The organism is Sphingomonas xinjiangensis, assembly GCF_014199255.1.
Classification (GTDB): Bacteria; Pseudomonadota; Alphaproteobacteria; order Sphingomonadales; family Sphingomonadaceae; genus Sphingomonas; species Sphingomonas xinjiangensis.
Genome location: NZ_JACIJF010000009.1, coordinates 113,423 through 137,602, shown reverse-complemented (window position 1 = coordinate 137,602; position 24,180 = coordinate 113,423). Strand labels below are relative to the sequence as shown.

25 protein-coding genes are annotated in these 24,180 nt (G+C 64.8%); 12 read left to right on the top strand and 13 right to left on the bottom strand.

Going from position 1 to position 24,180, the window contains the following annotated elements; all coding sequences use genetic code 11:
* Window positions 1-74: 74 nt before the first annotated feature.
* Window positions 75-1,361, top strand: coding sequence for a methyltransferase family protein (locus tag FHT02_RS14660; RefSeq protein WP_184089088.1), 1,287 nt, complete (start codon window positions 75-77; stop codon window positions 1,359-1,361).
* A 69-nt stretch (window positions 1,362-1,430) separates the two neighbouring features.
* Here FHT02_RS14660 and FHT02_RS14655 read toward each other — a convergent pair whose 3' ends face one another.
* Window positions 1,431-2,807: a glutamate--cysteine ligase gene (locus FHT02_RS14655; protein ID WP_184089085.1), complete on the bottom strand. Its 1,377-nt coding sequence runs from the start codon at window positions 2,805-2,807 to the stop codon at window positions 1,431-1,433.
* A gap of 39 nt (window positions 2,808-2,846) precedes the next feature.
* Window positions 2,847-3,605 carry a 16S rRNA (uracil(1498)-N(3))-methyltransferase gene (locus tag FHT02_RS14650; protein ID WP_184089082.1) on the bottom strand — a complete coding sequence of 253 codons (759 nt, stop codon included), beginning with the start codon at window positions 3,603-3,605 and terminating at the stop codon, window positions 2,847-2,849.
* Between the two features lie 117 nt (window positions 3,606-3,722).
* Between FHT02_RS14650 and FHT02_RS14645 the strand changes: the two genes are divergently transcribed.
* From FHT02_RS14645 to FHT02_RS14630, 4 genes are read left to right on the top strand one after another with little or no spacing between them, the layout of a single operon-like run.
* Window positions 3,723-4,757, top strand: coding sequence for a hypothetical protein (locus FHT02_RS14645; protein WP_184089079.1), 1,035 nt, complete (start codon window positions 3,723-3,725; stop codon window positions 4,755-4,757).
* Window positions 4,757-5,671: a 4-hydroxybenzoate octaprenyltransferase gene (gene ubiA / locus FHT02_RS14640; protein WP_184089076.1), complete on the top strand. Its 915-nt coding sequence runs from the start codon at window positions 4,757-4,759 to the stop codon at window positions 5,669-5,671. Before FHT02_RS14645 ends, ubiA begins: the two co-directional genes overlap by 1 nt.
* A 31-nt stretch (window positions 5,672-5,702) precedes the next feature.
* Window positions 5,703-7,049 carry a TldD/PmbA family protein gene (locus FHT02_RS14635; RefSeq protein WP_184089073.1) on the top strand — a complete coding sequence of 449 codons (1,347 nt, stop codon included), beginning with the start codon at window positions 5,703-5,705 and terminating at the stop codon, window positions 7,047-7,049.
* Window positions 7,042-7,821 (top strand): inositol monophosphatase family protein, encoded by a 780-nt coding sequence (locus FHT02_RS14630; RefSeq protein ID WP_184089198.1) that lies wholly within the window; start codon window positions 7,042-7,044, stop codon window positions 7,819-7,821. The genes FHT02_RS14635 and FHT02_RS14630 overlap by 8 nt, the downstream gene beginning before the upstream one ends.
* Here FHT02_RS14630 and FHT02_RS14625 read toward each other — a convergent pair.
* Window positions 7,818-8,591 carry a class I SAM-dependent methyltransferase gene (locus FHT02_RS14625; RefSeq protein ID WP_221239509.1) on the bottom strand — a complete coding sequence of 258 codons (774 nt, stop codon included), beginning with the start codon at window positions 8,589-8,591 and terminating at the stop codon, window positions 7,818-7,820. The genes FHT02_RS14630 and FHT02_RS14625 overlap by 4 nt on opposite strands.
* 96 nt (window positions 8,592-8,687) lie before the next feature.
* Between FHT02_RS14625 and FHT02_RS14620 the strand changes: the two genes are divergently transcribed.
* Window positions 8,688-9,119, top strand: a complete 432-nt coding sequence (locus FHT02_RS14620; protein ID WP_184089070.1) for an Rrf2 family transcriptional regulator — start codon at window positions 8,688-8,690, stop codon at window positions 9,117-9,119.
* Here FHT02_RS14620 and FHT02_RS14615 read toward each other — a convergent pair.
* The 3 genes from FHT02_RS14615 to FHT02_RS14605 all read right to left on the bottom strand — a co-directional run bounded on the left by FHT02_RS14615 (window position 9,116) and on the right by FHT02_RS14605 (window position 11,712).
* Complete coding sequence (locus tag FHT02_RS14615) at window positions 9,116-9,832, bottom strand: hypothetical protein (protein ID WP_184089066.1); 717 nt, start codon at window positions 9,830-9,832, stop codon at window positions 9,116-9,118. The genes FHT02_RS14620 and FHT02_RS14615 overlap by 4 nt on opposite strands.
* Before the next feature lie 6 nt (window positions 9,833-9,838).
* Window positions 9,839-11,047 carry a toxic anion resistance protein gene (locus FHT02_RS14610; RefSeq protein WP_184089063.1) on the bottom strand — a complete coding sequence of 403 codons (1,209 nt, stop codon included), beginning with the start codon at window positions 11,045-11,047 and terminating at the stop codon, window positions 9,839-9,841.
* A 95-nt stretch (window positions 11,048-11,142) separates the two neighbouring features.
* Window positions 11,143-11,712: an NADPH-dependent FMN reductase gene (locus FHT02_RS14605; RefSeq protein WP_184089060.1), complete on the bottom strand. Its 570-nt coding sequence runs from the start codon at window positions 11,710-11,712 to the stop codon at window positions 11,143-11,145.
* A 165-nt stretch (window positions 11,713-11,877) separates the two neighbouring features.
* Here FHT02_RS14605 and typA point away from each other — a divergent pair, with 165 nt between their 5' ends.
* A complete protein-coding gene (gene typA, locus FHT02_RS14600) occupies window positions 11,878-13,722 on the top strand; it encodes a translational GTPase TypA (RefSeq protein WP_184089057.1) in 1,845 nt (614 codons plus the stop codon).
* Window positions 13,723-13,803: 81 nt separating this feature from the next.
* Here typA and FHT02_RS14595 read toward each other — a convergent pair whose 3' ends face one another.
* Window positions 13,804-14,154 carry an ethanolamine utilization protein gene (locus FHT02_RS14595; protein WP_184089054.1) on the bottom strand — a complete coding sequence of 117 codons (351 nt, stop codon included), beginning with the start codon at window positions 14,152-14,154 and terminating at the stop codon, window positions 13,804-13,806.
* Window positions 14,155-14,327: 173 nt separating this feature from the next.
* Here FHT02_RS14595 and FHT02_RS14590 point away from each other — a divergent pair, with 173 nt between their 5' ends.
* A complete protein-coding gene (locus FHT02_RS14590) occupies window positions 14,328-14,585 on the top strand; it encodes a hypothetical protein (RefSeq protein ID WP_184089051.1) in 258 nt (85 codons plus the stop codon).
* A gap of 99 nt (window positions 14,586-14,684) precedes the next feature.
* Here the strand turns inward: FHT02_RS14590 and FHT02_RS14585 are convergent, their stop codons facing one another.
* The gene (locus tag FHT02_RS14585) at window positions 14,685-14,939 is read right to left on the bottom strand and encodes a hypothetical protein (RefSeq protein WP_184089192.1); all 255 of its coding nucleotides are present in this window, start codon (window positions 14,937-14,939) and stop codon (window positions 14,685-14,687) included.
* 132 nt (window positions 14,940-15,071) lie between these two features.
* Entirely contained in the window at window positions 15,072-15,977 is a 906-nt protein-coding gene (locus FHT02_RS14580) for a DUF2238 domain-containing protein (RefSeq protein WP_246352419.1), read from the bottom strand.
* Here FHT02_RS14580 and FHT02_RS14575 point away from each other — a divergent pair.
* Window positions 15,961-16,479, top strand: a complete 519-nt coding sequence (locus FHT02_RS14575; protein ID WP_221239498.1) for a hypothetical protein — start codon at window positions 15,961-15,963, stop codon at window positions 16,477-16,479. The genes FHT02_RS14580 and FHT02_RS14575 overlap by 17 nt on opposite strands.
* 13 nt (window positions 16,480-16,492) lie before the next feature.
* On the opposite strand, the gene FHT02_RS14570 is transcribed toward FHT02_RS14575, so the two are convergent.
* On the bottom strand, window positions 16,493-16,894 hold the full coding sequence (locus FHT02_RS14570) for an EVE domain-containing protein (RefSeq protein ID WP_184089041.1): 402 nt from the start codon (window positions 16,892-16,894) through the stop codon (window positions 16,493-16,495).
* Between the two features lie 133 nt (window positions 16,895-17,027).
* Here FHT02_RS14570 and FHT02_RS14565 point away from each other — a divergent pair, with 133 nt between their 5' ends.
* The 3 genes from FHT02_RS14565 (at window position 17,028) to FHT02_RS14555 (ending at window position 19,430) form a co-directional block, all read left to right on the top strand.
* Window positions 17,028-17,390 (top strand): hypothetical protein, encoded by a 363-nt coding sequence (locus tag FHT02_RS14565; protein WP_184089038.1) that lies wholly within the window; start codon window positions 17,028-17,030, stop codon window positions 17,388-17,390.
* A gap of 89 nt (window positions 17,391-17,479) precedes the next feature.
* Window positions 17,480-19,129, top strand: coding sequence for an FAD-dependent oxidoreductase (locus FHT02_RS14560; RefSeq protein ID WP_184089035.1), 1,650 nt, complete (start codon window positions 17,480-17,482; stop codon window positions 19,127-19,129).
* A 16-nt stretch (window positions 19,130-19,145) separates the two neighbouring features.
* Window positions 19,146-19,430: a DUF3297 family protein gene (locus tag FHT02_RS14555; RefSeq protein ID WP_184089032.1), complete on the top strand. Its 285-nt coding sequence runs from the start codon at window positions 19,146-19,148 to the stop codon at window positions 19,428-19,430.
* Window positions 19,431-19,482: 52 nt separating this feature from the next.
* On the opposite strand, the gene FHT02_RS14550 is transcribed toward FHT02_RS14555, so the two are convergent.
* From FHT02_RS14550 to FHT02_RS14540, 3 genes are all read right to left on the bottom strand, one after another.
* On the bottom strand, window positions 19,483-20,289 hold the full coding sequence (locus tag FHT02_RS14550; protein ID WP_184089028.1) for a LytR/AlgR family response regulator transcription factor: 807 nt from the start codon (window positions 20,287-20,289) through the stop codon (window positions 19,483-19,485).
* The gene (locus FHT02_RS14545; protein WP_184089189.1) at window positions 20,286-21,395 is read right to left on the bottom strand and encodes a sensor histidine kinase; all 1,110 of its coding nucleotides are present in this window, start codon (window positions 21,393-21,395) and stop codon (window positions 20,286-20,288) included. Before FHT02_RS14545 ends, FHT02_RS14550 begins: the two co-directional genes overlap by 4 nt.
* Before the next feature lie 136 nt (window positions 21,396-21,531).
* Window positions 21,532-24,108 (bottom strand): TonB-dependent receptor, encoded by a 2,577-nt coding sequence (locus FHT02_RS14540; RefSeq protein ID WP_184089025.1) that lies wholly within the window; start codon window positions 24,106-24,108, stop codon window positions 21,532-21,534.
* Between the last annotated feature and the right edge of the window lie 72 nt (window positions 24,109-24,180).

Below are 24,180 nucleotides of genomic sequence, written 5' to 3'. Positions count from 1 at the left end.
GATTCGGCTGCGGTAAAGGGCCGCATGGCCCTGCTTCACCGCTCCCTAACCATTGCGGCCTAGATGTTTCAGCCATGTATCACGACCCCGCATTGGCCAGTGCCGCGCGAGCCGATGTCCGCCCGCCCTCGGCGGTAAGCCGTGGTGTCGGGCTGGCCGGGCTCTTGGGGTTGTGCGCCTGGATCGGGGTCGCACGCCGCTTCGGCATGGACGGACCGTATTCCGCACTAGTGGGCGTCGCGGCCTGTGCGGCGCCGATGGTGCTGTGGTCGCTGCTCGTCGACAAGGTGCACCGCAACCCCACGACCGGCATCGACTGGACCCAGCTACGGCCTTGGCGTGAAACCTGGGACGTATCCGTCGCCAAGCTTACGGGGCTGTGGCTCACCTGGGGTGGCATGGCGGCGATCTTCGCGCTGTCCCGGGTGTGGTGGGCTACGCGCTACGCCAACTATCCTTTTGCAATGGCATGCCTCGGCGTCGCGGCGCCGATGCTGTTCGTGCTGTCGGTTCCTTATGTGCTCTGGCTCGACCGGCGGCTGGTCGAGCCGAAAGATGGTGCCTGGTCGCTTGGCGCCTGGGTGATGGGAGTGCCCGGCCACGACGTCGCGGCGATACATAACCATCTGCGCAGCTGGGCGGTGAAGGGCTTCTTCCTCGCCTTCATGCTCGGAGTCGTGCCGACCGGGTTCGGCCAGATCGTCGCTGCCGACCCCGGCACGCTCATGCGAAATCCGCTGACGTTGGCCGGCTATTGCGTGACGTTCATGTTCGTCGTGGACGTGGCGTTCGCCACCGCCGGCTACGTCCTCACCTTCCGCCCGCTCGACTCCCACATCCGTAGCGCCAATCCTTATGCTGCCGGCTGGGTCGCGGCGCTGATCTGTTATCCGCCCTTTGTGCTGATGGGAGAGGGCGGGGTGCTCGATTATCACGCCGGAAGCGCCGATTGGACGCACTGGCTGGCGGGGCATGACTGGTTGCTGGCGGCGGTGGGTGTCGCGCTGGTGCTGCTTACCGGCATCTATGCCGCCGCCACGGTGGCGTTTGGGCTGCGGTTTTCGAACCTCACCCATCGGGGGATCCTGACCCACGGTCCTTATGCCTGGAGCCGCCATCCGGCCTATCTTTCTAAGAACCTGTTCTGGTGGCTGTCGGCCATGCCGTTCTTTGCCACTACCGGCTGGGTCGATGCCGTGCGCAACACCGCCGTCATGGCGGCGGTCAGCGGCGTCTATTACTGGCGCGCGCGAACGGAGGAGCGGCATCTCGCCGTCGATCCCGTCTATCAGGCCTATGACGCCTGGATCGCGCGGTACGGCGGGGTGCCGCGCGCCTTTGCCCGCTTGGCTGGCCGCTAATCGGCGGCGATAAGCAGTAGCGCTTGAAGTCGCTGGTCTTCGGCATGCCAGCCGAGGATCTGCTGGCGCCTAGAACTTCGCCTCTTCGTACACGCGGCTGATGTCGCCGTTCCAGCCGCCACTGAACCGGTCGAGCAGGACCTGTGCTGGCACCTTGCCGGTCCGCACAATCTCGCGCAGCGGATCCAGGAAGCCGCTTTCATTGTCGCCCGACGCGTTCAGCCGGGCCCGCGCCTTCAGGCCCGCGCTGGCGATATCCAGCACCTGCACGGCAATGTCCTTCAGCGTCCCGCCCCCGGGCAGCGGCGCGTCCAGCCCCAGCTTCGGCACGGCGTTGCGCAGCGCCTCGCGGCCTTCCATCGACCAGTCCTTGACCAAGTCCCAGGCAGCGTCGAGTGCGGCCTGATCGTAGAGCAGGCCGACCCAAAGCGCCGGAAGCGCGCAGATGCGCCCCCAGCGCCCGCCATCGGCGCCACGCATCTCCAGGAAAGTCTTCAGCCGCACTTCGGGGAAGGCGGTCGAGAGATGATCCGCCCAATCCTCCATCGTCGGCTTGTGTCCGGGATAGGCCGGCAGCTTGCCCTGGAGGAAGTCGCGGAAACTCTGCCCGGCAGCGTCGATATACTTGCCGTCGCGATAGACGAAGTACATCGGCACATCGAGCGCATAGTCGACATAGCGCTCATAGCCGAAGCCATCCTCGAACACGAAGGGCAGCATGCCCGTGCGCGCCGGATCGGTGTCCGACCAGATATGGCTGCGGTACGACAGGAAGCCGTTGGGTTTGCCTTCGGTGAAGGGCGAGTTGGCGAACAGCGCGGTCGCCAGCGGCTGGAGCGCGAGCCCGACCCGGAACTTCTTGGCCATGTCGGCCTCGGACCCATAATCCAGGTTCACTTGGATCGTGCAGGTGCGCAGCATCATGTCGAGCCCCATGCTGCCCACGCGCGGCATGTGGTTCAGCATGATCTCGTAGCGGCCCTTGGGCATGATCGGCAGCTCGGCCCGCGTCTTGTCGTGCCACATGCCCAGCCCCAGAAAGCCGATGCCCAGCTTGTCACCAACTTCCTTGACCTGTTTCAGGTGGCGCCCGGTCTCGGCGCAGGTGTCGTGCAGGTTCTCCAGCGGCGCGCCCGACAATTCGAACTGGCCGGCGGGCTCCAGGCTGATTGCGCCATCGGGTCCCGAAAGCGCGATCACATTGTCGCCCTCGTAGATCGGCTTCCATCCGAACTGCGTCAGTCCGATCAGCAGCGCGTGGATGCCGCCGGGTTCTCCATAGCTGGGTGCGCGATGATCCGGCGTCTTCCAGTACACGAACTTCTCGTGCTCGGTGCCGATCCGCCAGCGCTCCGCGGGCTTCTCGCCACGGGCGAAATACTCGATCAACTGGGATCGGTGCTCGATGACCGCTGCGCTGCTGTTCGAACCGGTCTTCGTGCTCATTTGCGGCCCCTTAGCGGCGCGGGATTGGCCGCGCCAGTGTCAATCCGTACCGATCGGTCCCCAATCTCCCGCGGCGCCCATCCACAGCGCCATCGCCGCCGCCGCGGCGGTCTCGGCGCGCAGGATGCGAGGACCAAGACCGATGCCAACCGCTTGCGGGAGCGCCCGAATTGCCGCCCGCTCCTCGTCATCAAAGCCGCCCTCCGGACCGATCAGGATCGCTGCGGGTCCGGGGCGCGAACGCATGGCGTCCGCTGCTGGCTCCCCGCCGGTTTCATCGGCGAAGAAAAGCACGCGATTAGCCTGCCAATCGCGCAGCAGCGCCGGCAGCTTCACTGGCTCGGCAAGCTCCGGCAGCGCCGTTCGGCCGCATTGCTCGGCAGCCTCGATCATGTGGCTTCGCAACCGTTCGAGGTTCAGTCGATCGACTATCGTACGCCGCGTGAGCACCGGTGCCAGCCGCGCGGCACCCAGCTCGCATGCCTTCTCCGCAACCCAGTCGATCCGGCCCTTCTTGATCGGGGCGGCGCACAGCCATAGGTCAGGCACCATCTCGCGCTCGCGCAACCGCTCGGTCAGTTCCAGCACCAACTCGCGCTTGCCCACGTGACGCGCGATCCCCAGCCACTCGCCGGTCCGGTCGTCGAACAGCTTGACCGGATCGCCGATCTTCATCCGCATGACCTGCACCAGATAATGCGCCTGTGGCCCGTCGATGCGGGTTTCCCCCGGCGCCAGTTCGCGATCCACGAACAGGCGGGGGGTCGATTGCGGCGGCCAGGCGGGGGTAGCGGGCATGCGCCAAGCTCTAGGGTGGGCCTGTGCCAGCCGCAATGGACTTGGGCGGGTCAAGCCGAGCCCGGTTGCATTCGGCCCGGTGGGCGCTACTCCGCCTGAGAGCAAAGGGGGCGGGCCATGGGGCTGAAGAATGCGGGATGGTTCGCCGCGGCGATGCTGGCCTGGTCGCCGGCCTCGTCGGCGATGCACTGGTGCGCGCTGCCCGCGATCACCCCAGCCAAGCTCGACGACTTCGACCGCATCGTACCCAGTGTCGAGCGCCTGACCGGCTGCAAACGGAGCACGAGCGAAAGCGCGCACGAGGCCGAGTGGGTCTGCGCTGACGATCCCGCCACCGACGCGTTCGAATTCGTGCAGATCTCGCTGATCCGAACCCCGGGCGAAAGCACCAACCTGCTCATCGCCTCGGTGGGGCCGGATGCGCTCGACATGCTGCGCGCCTGCCGCGACCCTCGGCTGCGCGACGGCAACCGCTTCGAACCGGGTAATGTCACGTTGCGCGACCAGCTGGTGCTCGATCAGATCGGCCCGGCGCTAACGCTGGCCAACAGCGGGCCGGGCACCGTATCGTTCCTCTACACCCGTCCCCGCTTCGGATCGGGCGATGGCTGGGAAACGGGCCTGGTAGCAGGTGGCTTCGGTATCGAGCGCGTCGCCAATCCGGCCACCAAGGTGAGGCTAGCCGGGCTCAACCCGCTCGACGTGACGGCAGAAGCGCTAGTCGCCGCATTCCAGGCGCGCGGTGCGAAGGTTAGCGGCACGAAGGACATCGGCACCGCGCTTCCCGAATGGGTGCTGACCGCGCCGGTCGGATTGGCCGGCGTCCGCCAAGTCGCGGTCAATGGCTATATCCGGCATGTCATGGATGTCGAATACAGCTTCGCTACCACTGCCGACTATGAGCGCTTCGTGACCTTGCTCGATGACGAATATGGCGCGTCCAGCCGGAAGGCCGTGGAGCAGTGCACCCATCGCTGGTGGTTCTCCGGCAGCGTGTCGATCCGCGGCCGGCACTGTCCCGATGGCAACACCGTCGAGTTCGACAACGACGTCGCCTCCAGCCAGCTCGTCCAGATCGTGGACAAGCGCAAGGCCGACGAAGCAGACGGGTCGGACGTCAAAAAGCCCGTCATCGACTCCGACATGTTCTGATGCAGACCGACGCAAACACCGTTCCCGACACCGAGCATCGCGGCCTCGTCCGCTTGCTCCCCGCCGCCGCGCGTCCATTCGCGCTGCTCGCCCGTTTCGACCGGCCGATCGGATGGTGGCTGCTATTCTGGCCCGGCGCCTGGGCGATCGCGCTGTCGGGCAATGCCGTGGCGCGCTGGGATCTGATCCTGTGGTTCCTGCTCGGCAGCATTGCGATGCGCGCCGCGGGCTGCGTGTATAACGACATTGTCGATCGTGACCTCGATCGGCAGGTGGCGCGCACGGCCAGCCGCCCGCTTGCCAGCGGTACAGTCAGCCTCAAGCGCGCCTGGCTGTTCCTGCTCGCCCTGTGTGCGATCGGCCTCATCGTGCTCGTGCAACTCGACATGGTCGGCATGATCGTCGCGGTTGCCAGCCTCGCGCTAGTGGCGGCTTACCCCTTCATGAAACGGATCACCTGGTGGCCCCAGGCGTGGCTCGGCCTGGTGTTTTCCTGGGCGGCGCTGGTCGGTTGGGCCGAGGCCCCCGACGCTGCTTGGCTCCCTGGGCTGCTCCTATATGCCGGCTGCATCTTCTGGGTGATCGGCTATGACACGATCTACGCGCTGCAGGACGTCGAGGACGATGCGCTGGTGGGTGTCCGTTCGTCTGCCCGCCGACTGGGCGGCCGCGTCCGGCCGGGAGTCGCCGGCTTCTACCTGCTTGCGCTGGCATTCTGGGGAGCTGCCATCTGGCAGCTCCGTCCCGATCTGCTGGCGCTCGCCGCGCTGGTGCCGATCGCCCTCCATCTCGGTTGGCAGGTCGCCACGCTGGTACCCAGCGACGGCGGTAACGCGCTTCGCCGCTTCCGCTCGAACCGCGATGCCGGCGCCCTGATGTTCGCCGCCTGCTTTGTCGTGGGTCAGACTCTTTGACCTTCGGCGTCCGCGTACCTAAGTCGCGGCGATGTTGACTAAGGAACAAGCCTGCGAGCGCGTCCATGACATCGTCGGACGCGCGCGCGCTGCGGGCGCCGACGCCTCCGACGCCGTGTTCGCTGCCGACCGGTCGCTGTCGGTGTCGGTGCGCATGGGCGCGTTGGAAGATGTGGAGCGCTCCGAAAGCGAGGAGCTTGGCCTGCGGGTGTTCGTCGGCCGCCGCTCCGCCAGCGTCTCCACGTCGGATCTGAGCACCGCCGCGCTTGACGCCTTGGTCGAGCGGGCGATCACCATGGCGCGTGAAGCGCCCGAGGACCAGTGGGCGGGCCTGGCCCCCGAATCGCGGCTCATGCACGGCGCCGCGCCCCAGCTCGACCTGGACGATGCCACCGAGGCTGAGCCCCAGGCACTGAAGCAGCGCGCGCTTGCCGCCGAGGATGCCGCGCGGGGCGTGTCCGGCGTCACCAACAGCGAAGGCGCGAGCGCAGGCGCCAGCCGCTCGATGCTGGCGCTGGCGACCAGCCATGGCTTCACCGGGGCGTATGGCCAATCCAGCCATGGCCTTTCGGCGAGCGTGCTCGCGGGCCCAACCGGAGCCATGGAGCGCGACCATGCTTCTCACTCGGCGCGCTACGCATCGATGCTCGAAGCGCCGGAGGTCATCGGCCGGCGTGCCGGCGAATGCGCCGTGGCGCGTATCAATCCAGCCAAGGTGGCGAGCGGTGCGATGCCGGTGGTGTTCGACCGCCGGGTTTCGTCGGGACTGGTCGGCCACTTTCTTGGTGCGATTGCCGGCGCTGCGATCACGCGCAAGACCAGTTTCCTGTTGGACCGGCTCGGAGCCCAGGTGTTCGCCAAGGGCGTGACCATCTGCGATGACCCGCACCGCCCGCGCGGCCTCCGCTCGCGGCCCTTCGACGGCGAAGGACTGCCGGTGTTGCCGATGAAGCTTGTCGATGAAGGCATGCTGGAGACGTGGTTGCTCGACAGTGCGTCCGCCCGCCAGCTCGGGTTGGAGCCCACCGGCCATGCTTCGCGCGGCATCGGCGGCGCGCCCGGCGTCGCCCCGTCGAACCTGTATATGGAAGCCGGGAGCATCCCGCCCGAAACACTGGTGGGCGAGATCAACCGCGGCATCTTGGTGACCGAATTGATAGGCCAGGGTGTCAACGGCGTGACTGGCGACTACAGCCGCGGCGCGGCGGGCTTCCTGATCGAGAATGGTGAAATCACCCGACCGGTTTCGGAAATCACTATCGCCAGCAACTTGAAGGACATGTTCCTGGCGCTGACTCCGGCGAACGACCTGGAGTTCCGCTTTGGTGTCAATGCGCCCACCCTCCGCATCGACGGGATGACCGTTGCCGGTGCCTGAGCTGGCGGGCGAGGTCGCGGCGATCGCCGCGGATGCTGGCGCGCTGGCCATCAAGCTTTGGCAAACCGATTTCCGCCGCTGGGAAAAGTCGCCGGGTAACCCGGTATGCGCGGTGGATCTCGAGCTGGATGGCATGCTGCGGTATCGCCTCGGCCAGCTGCTGCCTGACGCCGGCTGGCTCTCGGAAGAAACGATCGACAACGCGGCCCGGCTCGGCGCGAAACGGATATGGGTGGTCGATCCGATCGATGGCACCCGCGATTACCTCCGGGGGCGGTCGGGCTGGGCGGTGTCGGTTGCGCTGATCGAGCATGGCCAACCCGTGATCGGCGTCCTCGACGCCCCGGCTCGCCACGAAGTCTGGACCGCCGCAGCGGGGCAGGGTGCTTTCCGCAATGGCGAGCGCCTACACGCTTCCAATCGCACCGAATTGCCCGGCGCGCGCGTCCCCGCCGACCAGCTCCCCAAGGCCGACCGCGATCTCACCCCCGTCTTCAAGCCCAATTCGATCGCGCTGCGCATGGCGATGGTCGCGGCGGGCGATGCGGACCTGCTCGCGACGTTGCGCTGGGGCAATGAGTGGGACATCGCCGCGTCGGTACTGCTCGCGCGCGAAGCAGGGGCGAGTGTCACCGACGCGTTCGGCCGGCCGCTCGCCTTCAACACGCCTTCGGCTCAGGCATTCGGCATTCTTGCCTCCAGCCCGGGCATCCACGCCGCCGCGGTCGAGCGCCTCGCCGGCCGCGCGGAAGCGACGGTGGGCCGCCGTTAGCGTTTCGCCACCGCGATCAGCGCGGTGGAAGGCACTGGCAGTACCGTCCGCCCATCGGCGCGCCGACGGATTTCGGCCACCACCGCCGCACGGTCGCTTTCGTCGAGCACACGCCAGTCCTCGCTCATTGCGAATTGGCGCTCCAGATCGTCGAGCTTGCTCATCTGGAGCCGATAGTCGTGAACCATGGTCTCCACGTCGGGATCGTGAAAGCCTGCCGCGATCATCTCCGCTGCCAGTCGCGTCGGCTCGCCGAGCGCGGCTAGGCCGGGGGGCAGGCTGGGCTCCCAGGCGCGATCGGGAAACAGCGCGCGAGTGACTTGGATCAGCAGCAAGTGGCTGGCGGCGCCTTCGCTCTGCCAGGTTGCGATCACGCCTTTACCGCCCGGCCGTGTGACCCGCGCCATTTCGCCGATGCCTTTGCGCCAGTCGGGGAACATCATCACGCCGAACACGGAGAATACCAGATCGAACGCGGCATCCGGCAGGTCGAGCGCCTGTCCGTCCATGGTGCGCCCTTCCAGATTGGGCAGCCCGTGCGCCGTGACGCGCGCCACCATGCCGGGCGAGAAGTCGGTCGCCAGCACCCGCGCGCCCTTGCGCGCCGCTGCCAGCGCCAGGGCTCCCGTGCCCGTCGCCACGTCCAGAACCCGGGACTCGGGCGTGATCGCGACCTTGGCCAGCGCCGCTTCGGCGAACACCGCCGTGAATGGGTGCGCGGTTTCCTCATAATGGCGAGCCATGTCGTTCCAGCGGTCAGGGTCGTTCATCCGGCGCACGCGTCACTCCTCACGAATCATGTAACATTGCATGTATCATGATGTGAGGCGCTTGCCAAATGGCGATGCGCGCCCGAAGGTCCGGCGATGCGCCGCGACAGCCGCCTTTCCCGCATGCTTCACGTGTTGCTGCACATGGCGCGACATGACGGACCGATGACGTCCGACATGATCGCAGGGATGCTGCGGACCAATCCGGTGGTGGTACGCCGGACGATGGCGGGGCTGCGGAACGCTGGTTATGTCCGCTCGGAAAAGGGGCATGGCGGCGGCTGGGTGCTCGCCTGCGACCTCGACAAGATCACGCTGCTCGACGTGCATCGCGCCGTCGGCGGTCCGCAAATCTTCGCGATTGGGAACGAAAGCGGCGCCCCGCATTGCCTGGTCGAAAAGCTGGTCAACCAGGCAGTGGAAGACGCGCTTCACGAAGCCGAAGCGCTGTTGATCGCCCGTTTCGGCGCGGTGAGCCTGGGACAACTCGCCCGCGATTTCGATGCCTGCTATGAAGGACCGCGTTAGCCCGGTAGCCCGTCGTCGCGATACTTGATCTGCAGATAGCGTCCGCGCGTCGCCAGCAGGTCCAGATCCCCCTGCGCCAATTGCGCCGACATCTCGCCGATTTCATCGTCAATCACTTGCAGCCCCTGCGCCAGCTGCTGGTCCGGTGTCAGCCCGTTGCGCTCCACCCCACGCAGTGGCTCCGGCACGCGCTGATAGCCCTTGAGCAACTCGGGCAGCTGCTCGCCGACCAGCTTGCGCACTTCGCCCGCGGCGGGCGCATGCTCGTCCAGCAACGCGAGTTGCGGCGCCAGCATCTCCAATTTCACGCCAATCGAGTCCACCAGGCCGCGCACCGGCGCGGGCAGGGCGGGGCGCTGCGCCTCCAGCCATCGCTCGGTGGTGAGCGGCAGCGCCTTGAGCGGCACCTGGGTGAGCTGCTCGACGCGGGGGGGCGCCGATCCCGGGAAGATCGCCAGCGTCACCGTCGCGGCGATCAGCAGCGCCATCATCAGCAGCGCGCCGAACATGCCGATGCCGGCCGGGAGCACGAAACCAAGCACCAGCGCCACGGCGATGATCAGCCCGTCGGCCAGGGCGATGCGCCCCACCCGCCGCAGGATCTCCGCCTCGCGCCGCTGCCGGCTGCGCTTGGATACCGAAGCATAGCGGTCGCGCGTGCGCGCCAGCAGCGCGTCAGCCTGGGCCAGCTGGCGATCGACATCGGTCGGCATGGCTGGTTACATCGCCTCCAGCTTGAACGTGTCCGAAGACGCGCCGGCGAGCTGGTTCTGCGTCGCGCCTTCGGCCCGGGCGATATAGCCCTTGGACTTTTCGACTTCGCTGGACAGCGTGTTGACCGTCGTCTTCATGCTGTCGAGCGCCTTCAGCTTGAACGTGTCGATCGCGTCCATCGTGTCATAGATGTTCTGGAACGCGCGCTGCAGCGTCTCGACCGGGATCGTCGAGTTCGCCGCCTGTTCGTGGATCGCCGCCGACTGGCTCTTGAGCAGCTTGCTGGTCGAATCGATCAGCCCGGCGGTGGTCGAATTCAGTGCGGTGATCTGGTCGAGCACCAGCTTCTGGTTGGTCAGCGCCTGCGCAACCGTCACCGCGGTGCGGAGCGCCGACACGGTGGTGGTCGATGCGCGGTCGACGCCCTTCACCAGCTCGACATTGTTCTTTTTGACGAGGTCTAGCGCCAGATACCCCTGCACCGTCACGGCCATCTGCGTCAGCAGGTCCTGCGTGCGCTGGCGCACGTAGAACAACGCCGTCTCGCGGATCGCCTTGGCCTTGGCCGGATCGGTGTGATCGAGCTCGTTGGCCTTGTCCTCCAGGCGGGTATCCATAGCCTTGGACAGATAGATCATCTGCTCCAGCCGGCCCATCGCGTTCCACAGGTTCGCGCGCTCGGTGTCGATCGCGGCATTGTCCATCAACAGCTCGTCCTTGCCATTGGCCAGGCTCTTGAGGATCGCGTTGATGTGAGTCTGCGACGACTGGTATTTGTGGAAATACTTCTTGAACCCGCCCGATCCGAAGATACGGTCCAGGAAGCCGCCCTTGCCGCCGATCAGCTTGCCGTTCTTGCTGGGGTCGAGATCCTCGACCTGCCGGCGCAATGCGATCAGGTCGGCACCCACGCCGCTTTCGCCGTCCATTGCCTTGATCGGGCGATCCAGGAAGCGGTTGGACTGCCCTGCGGCGTCGCGGATTTCCTTTTGCCCCATCGCCGCGATCGCGTCGACGCGCTTGCCGAACTCCGGCGAGTTCACGTCCTGTGCGACCAGATCATCGATAAAGCCGTCGACGCGCTTTTCCAGCTCGCTCCTCTTGCCTTCGTCCACCGGCACCAGGCCGGCGGCTTTCTCCGGCGCAACGGTAGGCACGGGATCGGGCGGGGTGAGTACCAGGCCCTGTTCCGCCACCGCAGTCTCACTCGCCATGCAATCCCTCCAAAGTCGAGGCCCGTGTCATACGGCCAATGTGGCGGCGTTCCAAGTGTGTCATGTAGATATGACACGGCCGCTCCGCCAGGCCGTCAGCCACCCCGTGCCGTCTTCAGCGCGCGGCCCCACCAGGCGATCTCGTCGAACGCGTGCCCCAGCCACTTCAGGTCCTTCTCGTCGCCGGCGAAGACCCGGTCCTTCACCTTGCCCCACACGCCCATGATGTGGACCGAGGCTTCGAGTGGCGCCATCTGCAACTCACGCGCGATTCCCGTCAGCTGCTCGACCGCCCGGGCCCCGCCGTTTCCGCCATAGCCGACACATGTGACCGGCTTGCGGTTCCACTCGGCATAGACGAAGTCGAGCGCGTTCTTGAGCACGGCGGGTGGCCCGTGATTATATTCGGGCGCGATCAGGATATAACCGTCCGCGCCCCCGATCTTTTCCGCCCAGCGCTGTTGCAGCGGATCGGTGTAGTTCCCCTTCGCCGGCGCATCGGCATAGGGGTAATAGGGTAGGTCCCATTCCTTCAGGTCGACCAGTTCGCAGGCGATGTCGTCGCGTCCTCGCGCCTGCTCCACCACCCACTGCCCTACCGGTTCGGCCATTCGCCCCTCGCGCACCGAACCTAGGATCACCAGGATGTTGAGCGGCTCTGTCATTGCTTGTCCTTTCCTGCGCGGGGCTCAGGCCGGCGCGGTGATCCCATGGCGTGGACCTCGATGCGCGGGACCCGAACTTGGTTCCTTCCAACCGGTACTTCCCACAGGCTTCCCGCGACGCACAAATTCCTGTAAGGGCGCGCCAACTCTTTCCAGGAAGCACGCATGAACCTTCGTAACGTGGCGATCATTGCCCACGTCGATCACGGCAAGACCACGCTCGTCGACCAGCTTTTCCGTCAGTCCGGTACCTTCCGCGACAACCAGCGCGTCGAAGAGCGTGCGATGGACTCGAACGATCTCGAAAAGGAGCGCGGGATCACCATTCTCGCCAAGCCGACTTCGGTCGACTGGACTCCGCCGGGCAGCGACGAGTCGATCCGCATCAACATCGTCGACACGCCCGGCCACGCCGATTTCGGCGGCGAAGTGGAGCGGATCCTCTCGATGGTGGACGGTGTCGTTCTGCTCGTCGACTCGTCGGAAGGCGCGATGCCGCAGACGAAGTTCGTGACCGGCAAGGCGCTGGCGCTCGGCCTCAAGCCGATCGTCGTGGTCAACAAGGTGGACCGCGCTGACGCGCGTATCCAGGAAGTGCTGGACGAAGTGTTCGACCTGTTCGTGTCCTTGGACGCCAATGACGAGCAGCTCGACTTCCCGGTGCTCTACGCCTCGGGCCGCAACGGCTACGCCTCGACCGACATGGATGCGCGCGAAGGCACGCTGATCCCGATGTTCGAGACCATCGTCAGCCACGTGCCGGCACCGAAGGTCGAAGTGGAGGACGTGCCGTTCACTTTCCTGGTGACGCTGCTCGACCGCGACAACTTCCTGGGCCGTATCCTCACCGGCCGCGTCAATTCGGGCACGGTGAAGCTCAACCAGCCGATCCACGCGCTGGACAACGATGGCAAGGTCATTGAAACTGGCCGCGCGTCCAAGATCCTCTCGTTCCGCGGCCTGGAGCGCGTGCCGGTCGACGAAGCCAAGGCAGGTGACATCATCTCGCTCGCCGGCCTCGCGGTCGCTACCGTGTCGAACACGATCTGCGATCCCTCGGTCAGTGAGCCGCTGCACGCGCAGCCGATCGATCCGCCCACGCTGTCGATGCGCTTCGCCGTCAACGATTCGCCGATGGCGGGCCGTGAGGGCACCAAGGTGACGTCGCGCATGATCCGCGACCGCCTGTTCCGCGAAGCCGAATCGAACGTCGCCGTGAAGGTGACCGAGGCGTCGGACCGTGACAGCTTCGAAGTCGCCGGCCGCGGCGAGCTTCAGCTCGGCGTGCTGATCGAAACGATGCGCCGCGAAGGCTTCGAGCTGGGCATCAGCCGCCCGCGCGTGCTGTTCGGCGAGGACGAGGACGGCAAGAAGACCGAGCCGTATGAAACCGTCATCATCGACGTGGACGAGGAATATTCGGGCACGGTCGTCGAGAAGATGAACCTGCGCAAGGCCGAGATGACCGACATGCGTCCCTCGGGCGGCGGCAAGACCCGCATCACCTTCTCCGCGCCGTCGCGCGGCATGATCGGCTATCATGGCGAGTTCCTGTCGGACACGCGTGGCACCGGCATTATGAACCGCCTTTTCGAGAAGTATGGCCCGCACAAGGGCAACATCGAAGGCCGCAAGAACGGCGTGCTGATCTCGAACGGCAATGGCGAGGCGCAGTCCTATGCGCTGGGTCCGCTCGAAGAGCGCGGCATCCTGTTCGTCGGCCATGGCGAAGCGCTGTATGAGGGCATGATCATCGGCGAGAACGCCAAGACGGAAGACCTTGAGGTCAACCCGATGAAGGCGAAGCAGCTGACCAACTTCCGCGCGTCGGGCGGCAAGGACGATGCCGTCCGCCTGACCCCGCCGAAGAAGATGACGCTGGAACAGGCGATCGCCTATATCGACGATGACGAGATGGTCGAAGTCACCCCGACCAAGATCCGCCTGCGCAAGCGCTTCCTCGACCCCAATGAGCGCAAGCGCGCCAGCCGGGCGAAGAGCGCGGCGTAAAGCCGGGAAGTTTGCGGTAGGAAAGGCGCCGGGGGAAACTCCGGCGCTTTTTCGTTTGTGGCTCGCGCTGCCACCAGCGCGTCAGGCGCTCGCCTCCTGCCAGTGCGGGTAGGTGACATAGGCGGTAACCGCGCCCTGTTCGTGCGAGCGGATCGTGACCGACTGGCCCTTGGGCATATGGATGATCTCACCCGGACCGGCTGTAACCGTACCGGCGTACGAGGACACGGACAGCCGGCCTTCAAGCACGATCATCACATCGTCCACGGCGATCGCCTCGTCGATGCTCTGGTCGGGGGCGTAGCGGCCATAGCCGATGGTGATCGGCGCGCCGTCGCGCTGATCGATCACATTGCCCGCGAACACGTCGGCATCCTGCCCGGGCGAGCGCTCGAACCGCGCGTCGGTGATTGCGAATTTGCGAACCAGCATGGGATGATCCTCGCCTTGTGAGTGGTCCGGTTTGACGCTTGATGGTGGGCGTTGGTTCAATGATATTTCGATGGCTCAGTCCCTGACGCGGTTAGCGCGTGTGAACCTTATCTCTTCAAATCGCCGCTTATTGGCTATCGCGTTGTGGAGACTGTAACGCTTGAGGGTGCCTGATGTCTGACGACTATGCGAGCGGCCAGCGCGATGGCCTGCGGCTGGCGCTGGCGATCCTCGCTGCGGAAGAAGCCAAATGGGCGGCGCTGCTGGGGGAAAGCCCGTCCTGGCGGACCAACGCCACGCGGGAGGTGCGGCACAAGACGCTTCAGGTCGCGCAGAAGCGGGTGCAGACCGCGCTGAACCGCCTTCTCCCCAAAGATGCGGAGGAAACGAACGAAGAGCTGACGTCGGCGCTGGATCGGCTTGGGCTGTAAGGCCGCGCCGCTTGCATCGATCAGGCCCGTGTGCGGGCTGGCGAGGGCCACTGCGTGCGGTTGCCGGTTTCCGTTCCCTGTCCTGCGCTGCCTTCGGCCTCAGCTCTCGGTGAGCTTCACGACCTCGAACTCGAAAGCCGTCCAACCGCGCTGCCTGGCCGCTTCCTCGGTCGCGGCCTTTTTGCCGATGGCCTCCTTCAGCGAATTCGCATGCCCCCAGAAAACTTCCGTCTTGCCGTTCTGAAGATGGGCAACGATCCGCCAGAAATGCGTAAAGGGGGCGGCCGTCGGCCCGATCGTCTTGACATAGCCATCGGCCATGGTCGCGCTCAAATAGCGCTTCTTCCTCGCCATCGCGCACCGATAACGCCGATGCTGCGGACAGTCAGCCGCTTTGCGCCCGATAAACGCCACCCAACCTGCTCGCTACCATGAGGCGCCGAAGGCCGAGCTACGGCAGCGAACGCCTGCTCGGGGCTGTTCGCGTTACCCGGCGCCGATACCGTGGCTGCCCCGGTCATGCCGGTTCCCTCGAGCGGCGTGCCATGTTGCGGCGACCGCCGCTCCGCCGATCGCTATGGCCATATCCTTTTGGGCATCCCAGACGTCGCCTTGCTGGCCGTTATAATCGTCCGCCAGCCCCGGCGAGGCGTAGAGGGTCAATATCCACTCGAAGATCTCGTATAGAGCGCTCATGGTGCCGACGAAGAAGATCGCCGCCAGCAAGCTGCCGCGCCAGCCCAGCTCCGCACGCCCTCGCGCGGTCTCGGCGATGGGCAATACCCAAAGCAGCCCGAACGCCAGATGCACCAGGCGGTCGTACCCGTTGCGCGTCAGCCCGAACACGCCGCTGAACGTGAACCCGGATAGCGATTGCATCCACGCGTCATAGGGCACGTTTGAATACGTGTATCGGCCTCCAAGCGTATGAAGCAGCCAGAAGATCAGCAGCATTCCAACCGCCTGGTTCGATAAGGGGCAGCGATTTAGCAGCAGTGGCGCGGCAAGTACCAACACCAGGGTAGGCACGTGCTGGAGTGGTGCAATCTCCGGGTAAGGTTGGTGAACATTGGCGAGCACGATGGCGATTGCGAGCGTCAGAAGCATTGCAAGCTGTCGGCGCGGGAGACCGCGCCAGGCGTTGAGATAGCCGGTCATGCAGAAGGCATGGCAGCGCTGATTACACCTGGGAAGGCCCCAACGCGACGACAGCCTTGCATCGGTCTGCGCCTGCCTGTGAGAAGTCGGTAGCGCGACTGCCTTTGAAGACATGCCAGCGCGCCAGCGCTTCTGGCATTCGCCTGCCTTGGTTTTGCCGCGCAGCCATGATTGGCTTGGGTGGACAATTCGGAGGTGGCGGATGCTTCTTGCCTTGATGCTGGGACTGGCCATGGCCCAGGATGCGCCGCGTGCGGGGGTCGAAACAACGCCGGGCGGTAGCCAGCGCTGGTCGATCCTTGCGGACCCTTGTGCGGGGCGCCCCCTACGGCCTGACGAGGTGTTGGTGTGCGGTCAGCGTGACGGGTCGCAAAGCGCGCGGCTGCCGCTGCCCGCCGAGCGAGGACCGCCCGACCGTCCGATGCCAGGTAACCCCGATATAAGCGGGGCAGGCGCACTGGCCTTGACCAACGCGCCTTGTGCCACGCGGTCGGGAGGCTGCACGACGGGGATAGACCTGCTCGGCGGCGGAACGATGCTGATCCGCGGTATCGGCAAGCTGATCGATCCCGACAGTTGCTGCGAGACCCCTGGAGAAGGGCGTGATCCGGTCGCCTTGGTGTCCGACATTGGCGGCGCGGTGAAGCGCAACTTAGCCAAAAAGCCCGATAAGTCGAAGCGAGTGGCGATCCCGCTCGACGATCCCGTCGTGGTAGCCGCGCCCAGGGTGCCGTGAACGCTTGGTCGCTTTACCGTTCGGCCATCTCCAACAGCACCTGCCACTCCTCGGGTCGCACGGGCGTGACCGACAGGCGCGACTGGCGCAGCATTTCGAGCGTCGCCAGGCGCGGCTCGGCCTTTATATCGGGCAGCGGGACCGGGTTGGCGAGCTTGGCGAGCGGCTTCACCGCAACGCTGGCCCATTTGCCGTCATCGCCGTCGGGCTGCCAGGCTCGGGTGATCTCCATGATGCCCACTGCCGCCTTTTGGATGTTGGAATGGTAAAAGATCGCTTGGTCCCCTGGCTGCATGTCCTTCAGGAAATTGCGCGCGGTGTAGTTGCGCACTCCGTTCCACTCGGTCGCGCCGTCGCGGACCAGATCGTCCCAGCCATAAGCATCGGGTTCGGAGCGGAGGAGCCAATACGCCATGGCGCTGCCGTTAACCGGCTAAACTTCGGCTGAACAGTTGATTTCGAACCGGTTCAGGTGCCCGGCGTTATGCCTGCAGCTATCGGCGCGGCCTCCTCCTTGGCGTGGCTGCGCCTGGTTGAAGGAGGCAATGATGACCAATTTCGTAAAGAAGGCGGTGCTCGGCAGCGTTCTCGGCGCGACCGTCCTCACCGCCGTCGCTCCCGCCGCGGAGGCGCAGCGCTATCGCCGCTATTATCGTGATCGCGACAATGGCGCTGCGGTGGTGGCGGGCATCGCGGGCCTGGCGATCGGCGCGGCGCTGGCCAGCGGCAGCCGGTATGATCGTCGCTATGACTACGACCGGCGCTTCTACCGCACGCGCGGCTATTACCCGGTCGACGGTTACTATTATCGCGATCACTATCGCCGCTATCGCGGCTGGGACCGCTGCCGCGTGCGCCGGATGTACGATCCTTATCTCGGCCACCCGGTGGCGGTGCGCTACTGCCGCTGAACCGGCAAGCTGACGCATGAATGGGGCGGCACGGGCTCTGGCTCGCGCCGCCCTCTTCGTTTGCAGGGATGTGCAGCTACACTAGGGCCATGCATAGCGATTCGCCTGCCAAGCCCGTCGACGCCGCCGACCCGTATGCGCGGGCGGCGCAGACCTTTCCAATCCTTTCGGCTGAGATGACCGATCGAATAGGGCGTTTCGGCGTCGACGAGATAGTGGCCGGCGGCGCCTTTCTGTTCCGGCGGGGCGACCGCAGCGTGGACTTCTTCCTGTGCTTGGAAGGGGGGATCGAAATTCTCGACCGCGACGTGAAGGGCATCGAGCATATCGTGCACCAGCACGTGCCCGGCCAGTTCACCGGTGAACTCGACTTGTTCAACGACCGCACCATACTAGTCAGTGCACGGGCGCTGCCGGGCACGCGGGTGATCCGCGTGGGCCGCGCCGATTTCCGGCGGCTGATCACTGCCGAGCCCGACATTGGTGAGATCGTGATGCGGGCATTCATCCTGCGCCGCGTGGGCATGTTGCTGCACGGCGAAGCCGGAGTGGCACTGGTGGGCCCCGGCCACATGGCCGACACCGCGCGGCTTGAGACGTTCCTGACCCGTAACGCGCTGCCGCACCGCCGGATCGACACCGAACAGGATGCCGACGCCGCCGGGTTTCTCGAATGCTTCTCGCTGAGCCATGCCGATCTGCCAGTGGTGGTCGCAGATGGGCGCGTATTGCGCCGGCCCTCCAATGCGCAGCTTGCCGACGCGCTGGGTCTCACCGTAGCGATTGACCCCGACCATGTTCATGACGTGGCGGTGGTCGGTGCCGGCCCAGCCGGGCTGGCGACGGCGGTGTACGCTGCTTCGGAGGGGCTGGATACGATCGTAATCGAATCGGTGGCGCCCGGTGGCCAAGCGGGAACCAGCTCCAAGATCGAGAATTACCTCGGCTTCCCTACTGGAATCTCAGGTCAGGCACTGGCCGGCCGCGCGCAGGTCCAGGCGCAGAAGTTCGGCGCGCGGCTGCTCGTGTCGCGATCGGTGTCGGCAATTGACTGCGACGTACAGCCTTTCCGCCTGCATTTGGACGACGGCGCCAGTATCCAGGCGCGTGCAGTGGTGGTGGCGACCGGCGCCCGCTACCGCACGCTCGACCTCCCGTTCTACGCCGAGCTGGAGGGCAACGGCATCTATTATGCCGCCACGGCCATGGAGGCTGGGCTTTGCGCCTCGCAAGAGGTGGTCGTCGTCGGCGGCGGCAACTCGGCGGGCCAGGCGGCGATCTTCCTGTCACGCACCGCTGGCCATGTCCATATTCTGGTGCGCGGGGCGGGGCTTGCCGCGACCATGTCGAGTTACCTGATCGAGCGGATCGAAGCGTCCGACCGCATCACGCTGCACCCCTTTACCGAAGTCACCGAGCTGGAGGGGGAAGGGCATCTGCGCGCCCTGCGCTGGACCAATCGCCAGAGCAGCGCGTCCGAACGGCATGAGGTCGGCGCGCTGTTCGTGATGATCGGTGCGGAGCCGAATACCGACTGGATGAATGGCTGCGTCGACCTGGACCCTGCTGGGTTCGTGCAGACGAGTGAGGGACACACCCTGTTTTGCTCGTCCCGTCCCGGCATATTCGCGGTCGGGGACGTGCGCGCCGGATCGATCAAGCGCGTGGCGTCGGGTGTTGGTGAAGGATCGGTGGTGGTGTCGGCCTTGCACCGTTACCTTGAAAGCGTGCGTCAATGACGGCAAAGGCGAGGTCATGAGCGACACTCCTCCCGACCGCCTTTCGGTCAATCCGCGCAGCCCGCATTTCGACCAGCAGGTTTTGGAACGCGGTATCGGTATCCGTTTCAAGGGCCAGCAGCGCCACGACGTCGAGGAGTACAGCATCTCCGAAGGCTGGATCCGCGTGGGTTTGGGCAAGAAGGTCGACCGCAAGGGCCAGCCGCTGACGATCAAGCTGGTCGGCCCGGTTGAAGCATGGTTCGAACGCCCCGCAGAGGGTGCTTCGAAGGATGCTGCTCAGGGCGAAGCCGAAGGCTGAGCCTTGCTAGACCGTCACCCCCGCACAGGGCCGGGGTGACGGTACCGAGCGGTTAGTGAACGAAGCGCGCCACCACGTCGCGGTATGAGCGGCTGACCTTCACCTGCGCACCCGAATCGAGCACCAGGAAGCATTCGCCATTGGTGTGCGGCTTGACCTGCTTCACCAGGTCCAGGTTGACGATCGTCGAGCGATGGACGCGCTGGAACCGGCGCGGGTCGAGGCGCTTCTCCAGATCCTTCATCGTTTCGCGCAGGATCAGCGTGTTGTCGCCGGTGTAGATGCACATGTAATCGCCCGCCGCGTCGATCCGTTCGATCGTGTCGACGTCAACCCGGAAAATCTGGCCGCGGTCCTTGATGTTGATCAGCTTCTCGAAGCGGCTGGAGGCCATCTCGGTGCTGCCATCGGCTGCGCCCCTATCGTCCACTGCGTCAGGCGCCACTTCGGCCAGCACTTCCTTCAGCCGGTCGACTTCCTCCACGCCGCGCTTCTCTGCCAGGCGCTGACGCACTCGGTCGAGCGTGTCGGCAAGCCGTGAAGGCTCTACCGGCTTCATAAGGTAATCCATCGCCTGGGCTTCAAAGGCACGGATCGCGTGGTCGCTATAAGCGGTGACGAAGACGAACAGTGGCGGCTCGACCTCCATCAGCCCCTGCACGACGGAAAATCCGTCGAAGCCGGGCATTTGTATATCAAGGAAGACGAGGTCGGGTTTGTGCGTCTTGATGGAACGGATGGCCTCGCGGCCATTGGAGCATTTGTCGATAATCTCGACATCCTCGTGTTCCTGGAGCCGCAGCTCGAGCCCCTGGATCGCCAGGGATTCGTCGTCGACGAGGATGGTACGGATGGTCATGCGGCCTCTCGATTGGGTTCCTCAAGCTGGAACGGTATTTCGATCTCAACGCTGAACCCTTCCCCAGGGTTCGTACGCGCATCGAACCGATGGTCAGGCCCGTAAGCCTGAACCAACCGCTCCCGAATATTGGCGAGCCCCACGCCAGTTGAAAGCGTCGGCCTTGGCTTCGCTTCAATCAATCCAGGTCCGGTGTCGGACACGGCGATCTGCACCCGTTCTCCGGTGAGCCGAGCCGTGATGGTGATGTCAGCACCCTCTTCTTGGGGCGTGACGGCATATTTGATCGCATTCTCCACCAGCGGCTGGAGCAGCAGCGAAGGCAGCCGCGCCTTCACGACCCGCGGATCGATGTCGAAATGCGGCCGCATGCGCTCATCGAAGCGCATCTTCTCGATTTCCAGATACAGCTTCAACGTCTCCACTTCCTGCGCCAACGTCACATGCGCGGTGGGTTCGTTGGCGAGCGTGTAGCGCAGAAACGAAGAAAGCCGGCTTAACATCACATTCGCCCGCTCGGTCTGCTTCAGCAACACCAGTGTCGAAATCGAGTTGAGTGTGTTGAACAGGAAGTGCGGGTTTAGCTGATAGCGCAGCATCGCCAGTTGCGCATGGCTGGCCTGGTTCTCAAGAACCTGCATCTGGTCGATCTGCTGTTCGACAATCAGGTAGAAGTTGATCCCGAAATACAGCGCCGACCAGCCCGCGAGCACCGTGAAGTTCAGGAACAGTGCGGCGAGCACCAGCGAGACGCTGATACCAGGTTCTGCCATTTTTATGAATGACACGGTGAACGCGTCGAGCACGGCATAGATCACCGTCGCCGCCGCGAGCGTGCCCAGCGTGAGCAGGATGCCGGTGATCCGCGGCATCCGCCGGTACGTGCCGTACAGCGTCGAGAGCAGCAGCGTCAGGCAATAGCCGACGATCGATTCGATGATCGCAGTGATGATCCGCTCGACCGACAGTTCGTTGGAAATGCTCGAAACGGTGCGCAGCAGCAGATACCCGCTCCATCCCGCTGCCTGAAGCATCCAGAAGGCGCGCACCTTGTCTTCGAAAAAGGGGCGCGAGAGCAGGTTCGCCCTGCTGATCGTGTCCGGCATTAATTGCCGCGCGGGTTCCACTGCTTTGGCCACCCGCGCCCTCTAACACCGAGCACGACACTGGGCAAAGAGGCCCACAAACGAGAACCGCCGCCCCATTGCTGGAGCGGCGGCTTCGTTGTCGATCTTGGAAAGATCAGAACTCGAAGTGGATCGAGCCTGTGAAGGTCCGCGGCGAACCCAGGTTCAGGCGCGGGTTGTTCGAGAAGCCCTGCTGCGTGCTGAGGCTTCCGAAGAAGCGCTCCTTGAGCAGGTTTGTCGCGTTGAACTGGAGGAAGGTGCGCTCCAGGCCAATGTCGGTCAGGCCAAAGCGGATGTCCGCGTTGACCAGCGTGTAGCCCGCTACTGCGAAGTCGTTCACGTCGGTGACCCAGCGGTCGCCCGTGTGCTTGGCCTCAATGCCGAACTGGAAGGGCTCCAGGTCCAGCTGCGCGCGACCGCCATAGGTCCACTGCGGCGTCTCGACGACTTCCTTGCCGCGCAGCGGGATTACCGTGTTGTTGCGCAGATCGATCAAGTCGTCCTGCAGCTCTGTTTTAATGTACGAACCGAAGGCGTATAGCGACAGCTGTGGCACCGGACGGACGCTGACGAGGCCGTCAAAGCCATAGCTCTTTACTGCGCCGACGTTGCGGTCGACGTTGATGAGGTTCGTGGAACCCTCTTCCGGCACCTGCGAGCTGATGATGCGGTTCTTGTAGTAGATGTACCACGCACCAGCCTGCGCCGTGAAGATCGGCGAGTTGTAGCGCAGACCGACATCGAAAGAGTCAGTCTTTTCCGGCTGCAGGTCAAAGGACGGCTGGATGTACGCGCCGGTGGAAACGCGGGTGGCGCCGAACGAGTAGAGGTTGTCGGTCTTGGGAGCCGAGAAGCCCTTGGCATAGCTAGCAAACAGGCTCAAACGATCGACCAGATCGAAGGTGAAGCCGACGTTCGGCAGCACCGCGCTGTAGGTCTCGACGCGGTTCTGATAGGGCGCGCCGTACTGACCACGAACCGGGTTGATGCCGACCTGCGCTGGGGTCTCCGAGGTGCAATAGGCGTCGCTCGACTGACCCGCGATCGTGTAGCAGAAGTTGCTGAGATTGCGGCGGAAGAACGGCGCGCGCACGCCCAAGTTCACGTTCAGGCGGTTGTCGAAGAACTTGCCGCGATATTCGCCGGAAACCTGATGCAGGATGGCGTAGGACAGACGGTTGCGCTTGTTGAGCACATTACCCTGCGCGTCGAGCACCGGACGATCGGTCTCCCCGTCGAAGCCGAAAACGTCATAGGGACGGCCGATGGAGTTCAGCAGGCTGGCCTCACCGGTCTGGCGATGACGTGCCCGATCCCAGGTATAGGCGACGCGAACTAAGTTGTTCGGGTCGATTTGATAACGTAGGCCGGCGATCGCCACGAAGCGCTGGGTGCGCGTGTTCGACGGATAATATGCGCGAACGCGGTCGAGCGTGTCGCCGTCGCCATTGATGTCGACGCCGCCGGTTAGGCGGCCGCCCTGGTAGTTATTGTCACCGGGGACCCCTCCGACAGTACCAACGGGCACGCCGCTCTCGTTGAATACGGTCGAGCCGCCGCCGTTGGCACGCGTAAAGCTGTAGCCGCCATCGAACGTGAACAGCAGGCTGTCGGTCAGCTCGAAGCGCGAGTTGAGGCGCATTACGCCCGTGTCGGACGGGTTGATCGCTGTGAGCGAGGAATTAGCGCAGCTCGTCGCGTCGATCTGCGGGGCTGCATTACCGAAAGCCACATTGGCGGAGGGCGGCGAGCAGAACTGGTCGTAGGGCCCAGTCACGCCCGAATCACGATTGTTAAACACCTGATCATACTGCTCGTTCGACAGATCGAGCGTGAACGGGTTCGAGTCGGTGGCAGTGGCCGGAACCACGCTCGTGCCGAGCAGCGTGCGAATGTTGGCGCTGGTCGGGTTGCTATACGAACTGTTGCGGTTGCGGTTATAGTGACCCGCCAGGGCGATGAAGTCGCCATTGCCGCCAATCGGCTGATAGATCTTCGCGTTGAACTGCTGCTTGCTCAGTTCGCCATAGCCGCGGAACTGCTCATAGGTTTCGTTGCTGGCGGCGATCCATGCCTTGGTGCCGAACTTCGTCAGCTCCCCCGTGTTGATCATGCCGAACACGCGATTGAAGTCGTACGTGCCGCGCGTGTAGACTGCGATCGCGCTCATCTCGTCCGTGGGCATCAGCGAGCGGTAGTTGACGGTGCCGCCCGAAGCGCTGGCCGTTGGCGAGTCGACGTCGGTTGCGCCGAAGTTCACGTTCGCCTGCTCGATCAGCTCGGGGTCGAGCATCTGGTTCGAATAGACCGAGTAGTTGCCCGAGTCGTTCAGCGGGATGCCGTCGAAGGTGACCGACACACGGTCGCCGCTGAAGCCGCGGATGCGCAGGTTGCCGCCCGAGGTGCCGTAGGGATCGTTGTTAGTGAAGTTGACGCCCGGAACGAAGTTGATCGTTTCAAGGATCGACTGACCCGGCTGCTGACGCGCGATGAATTCCTGGGTCAGCACGGCGCGGGCCTTGGGCTGATCCGGGATCTGAACGCCGCCAATTTCGCGCGGGCCGGCTTGACCGGTGACGACGACTTCTTCGGACTGACCTTCTGCCTCGATCGTGCCGGTCGACTGCGCGAAGGCGCTGACCGGAATCATCAGCGCGGCGAAGGCCACGCCAGCATAAAGCTTGGTGCGCATTAAATGTCCCTTTCGGTGTGCCGAGCCGGCACTGTCACGCGGTGGGGTTCACCGTCTGGCGCCGCCCATGAG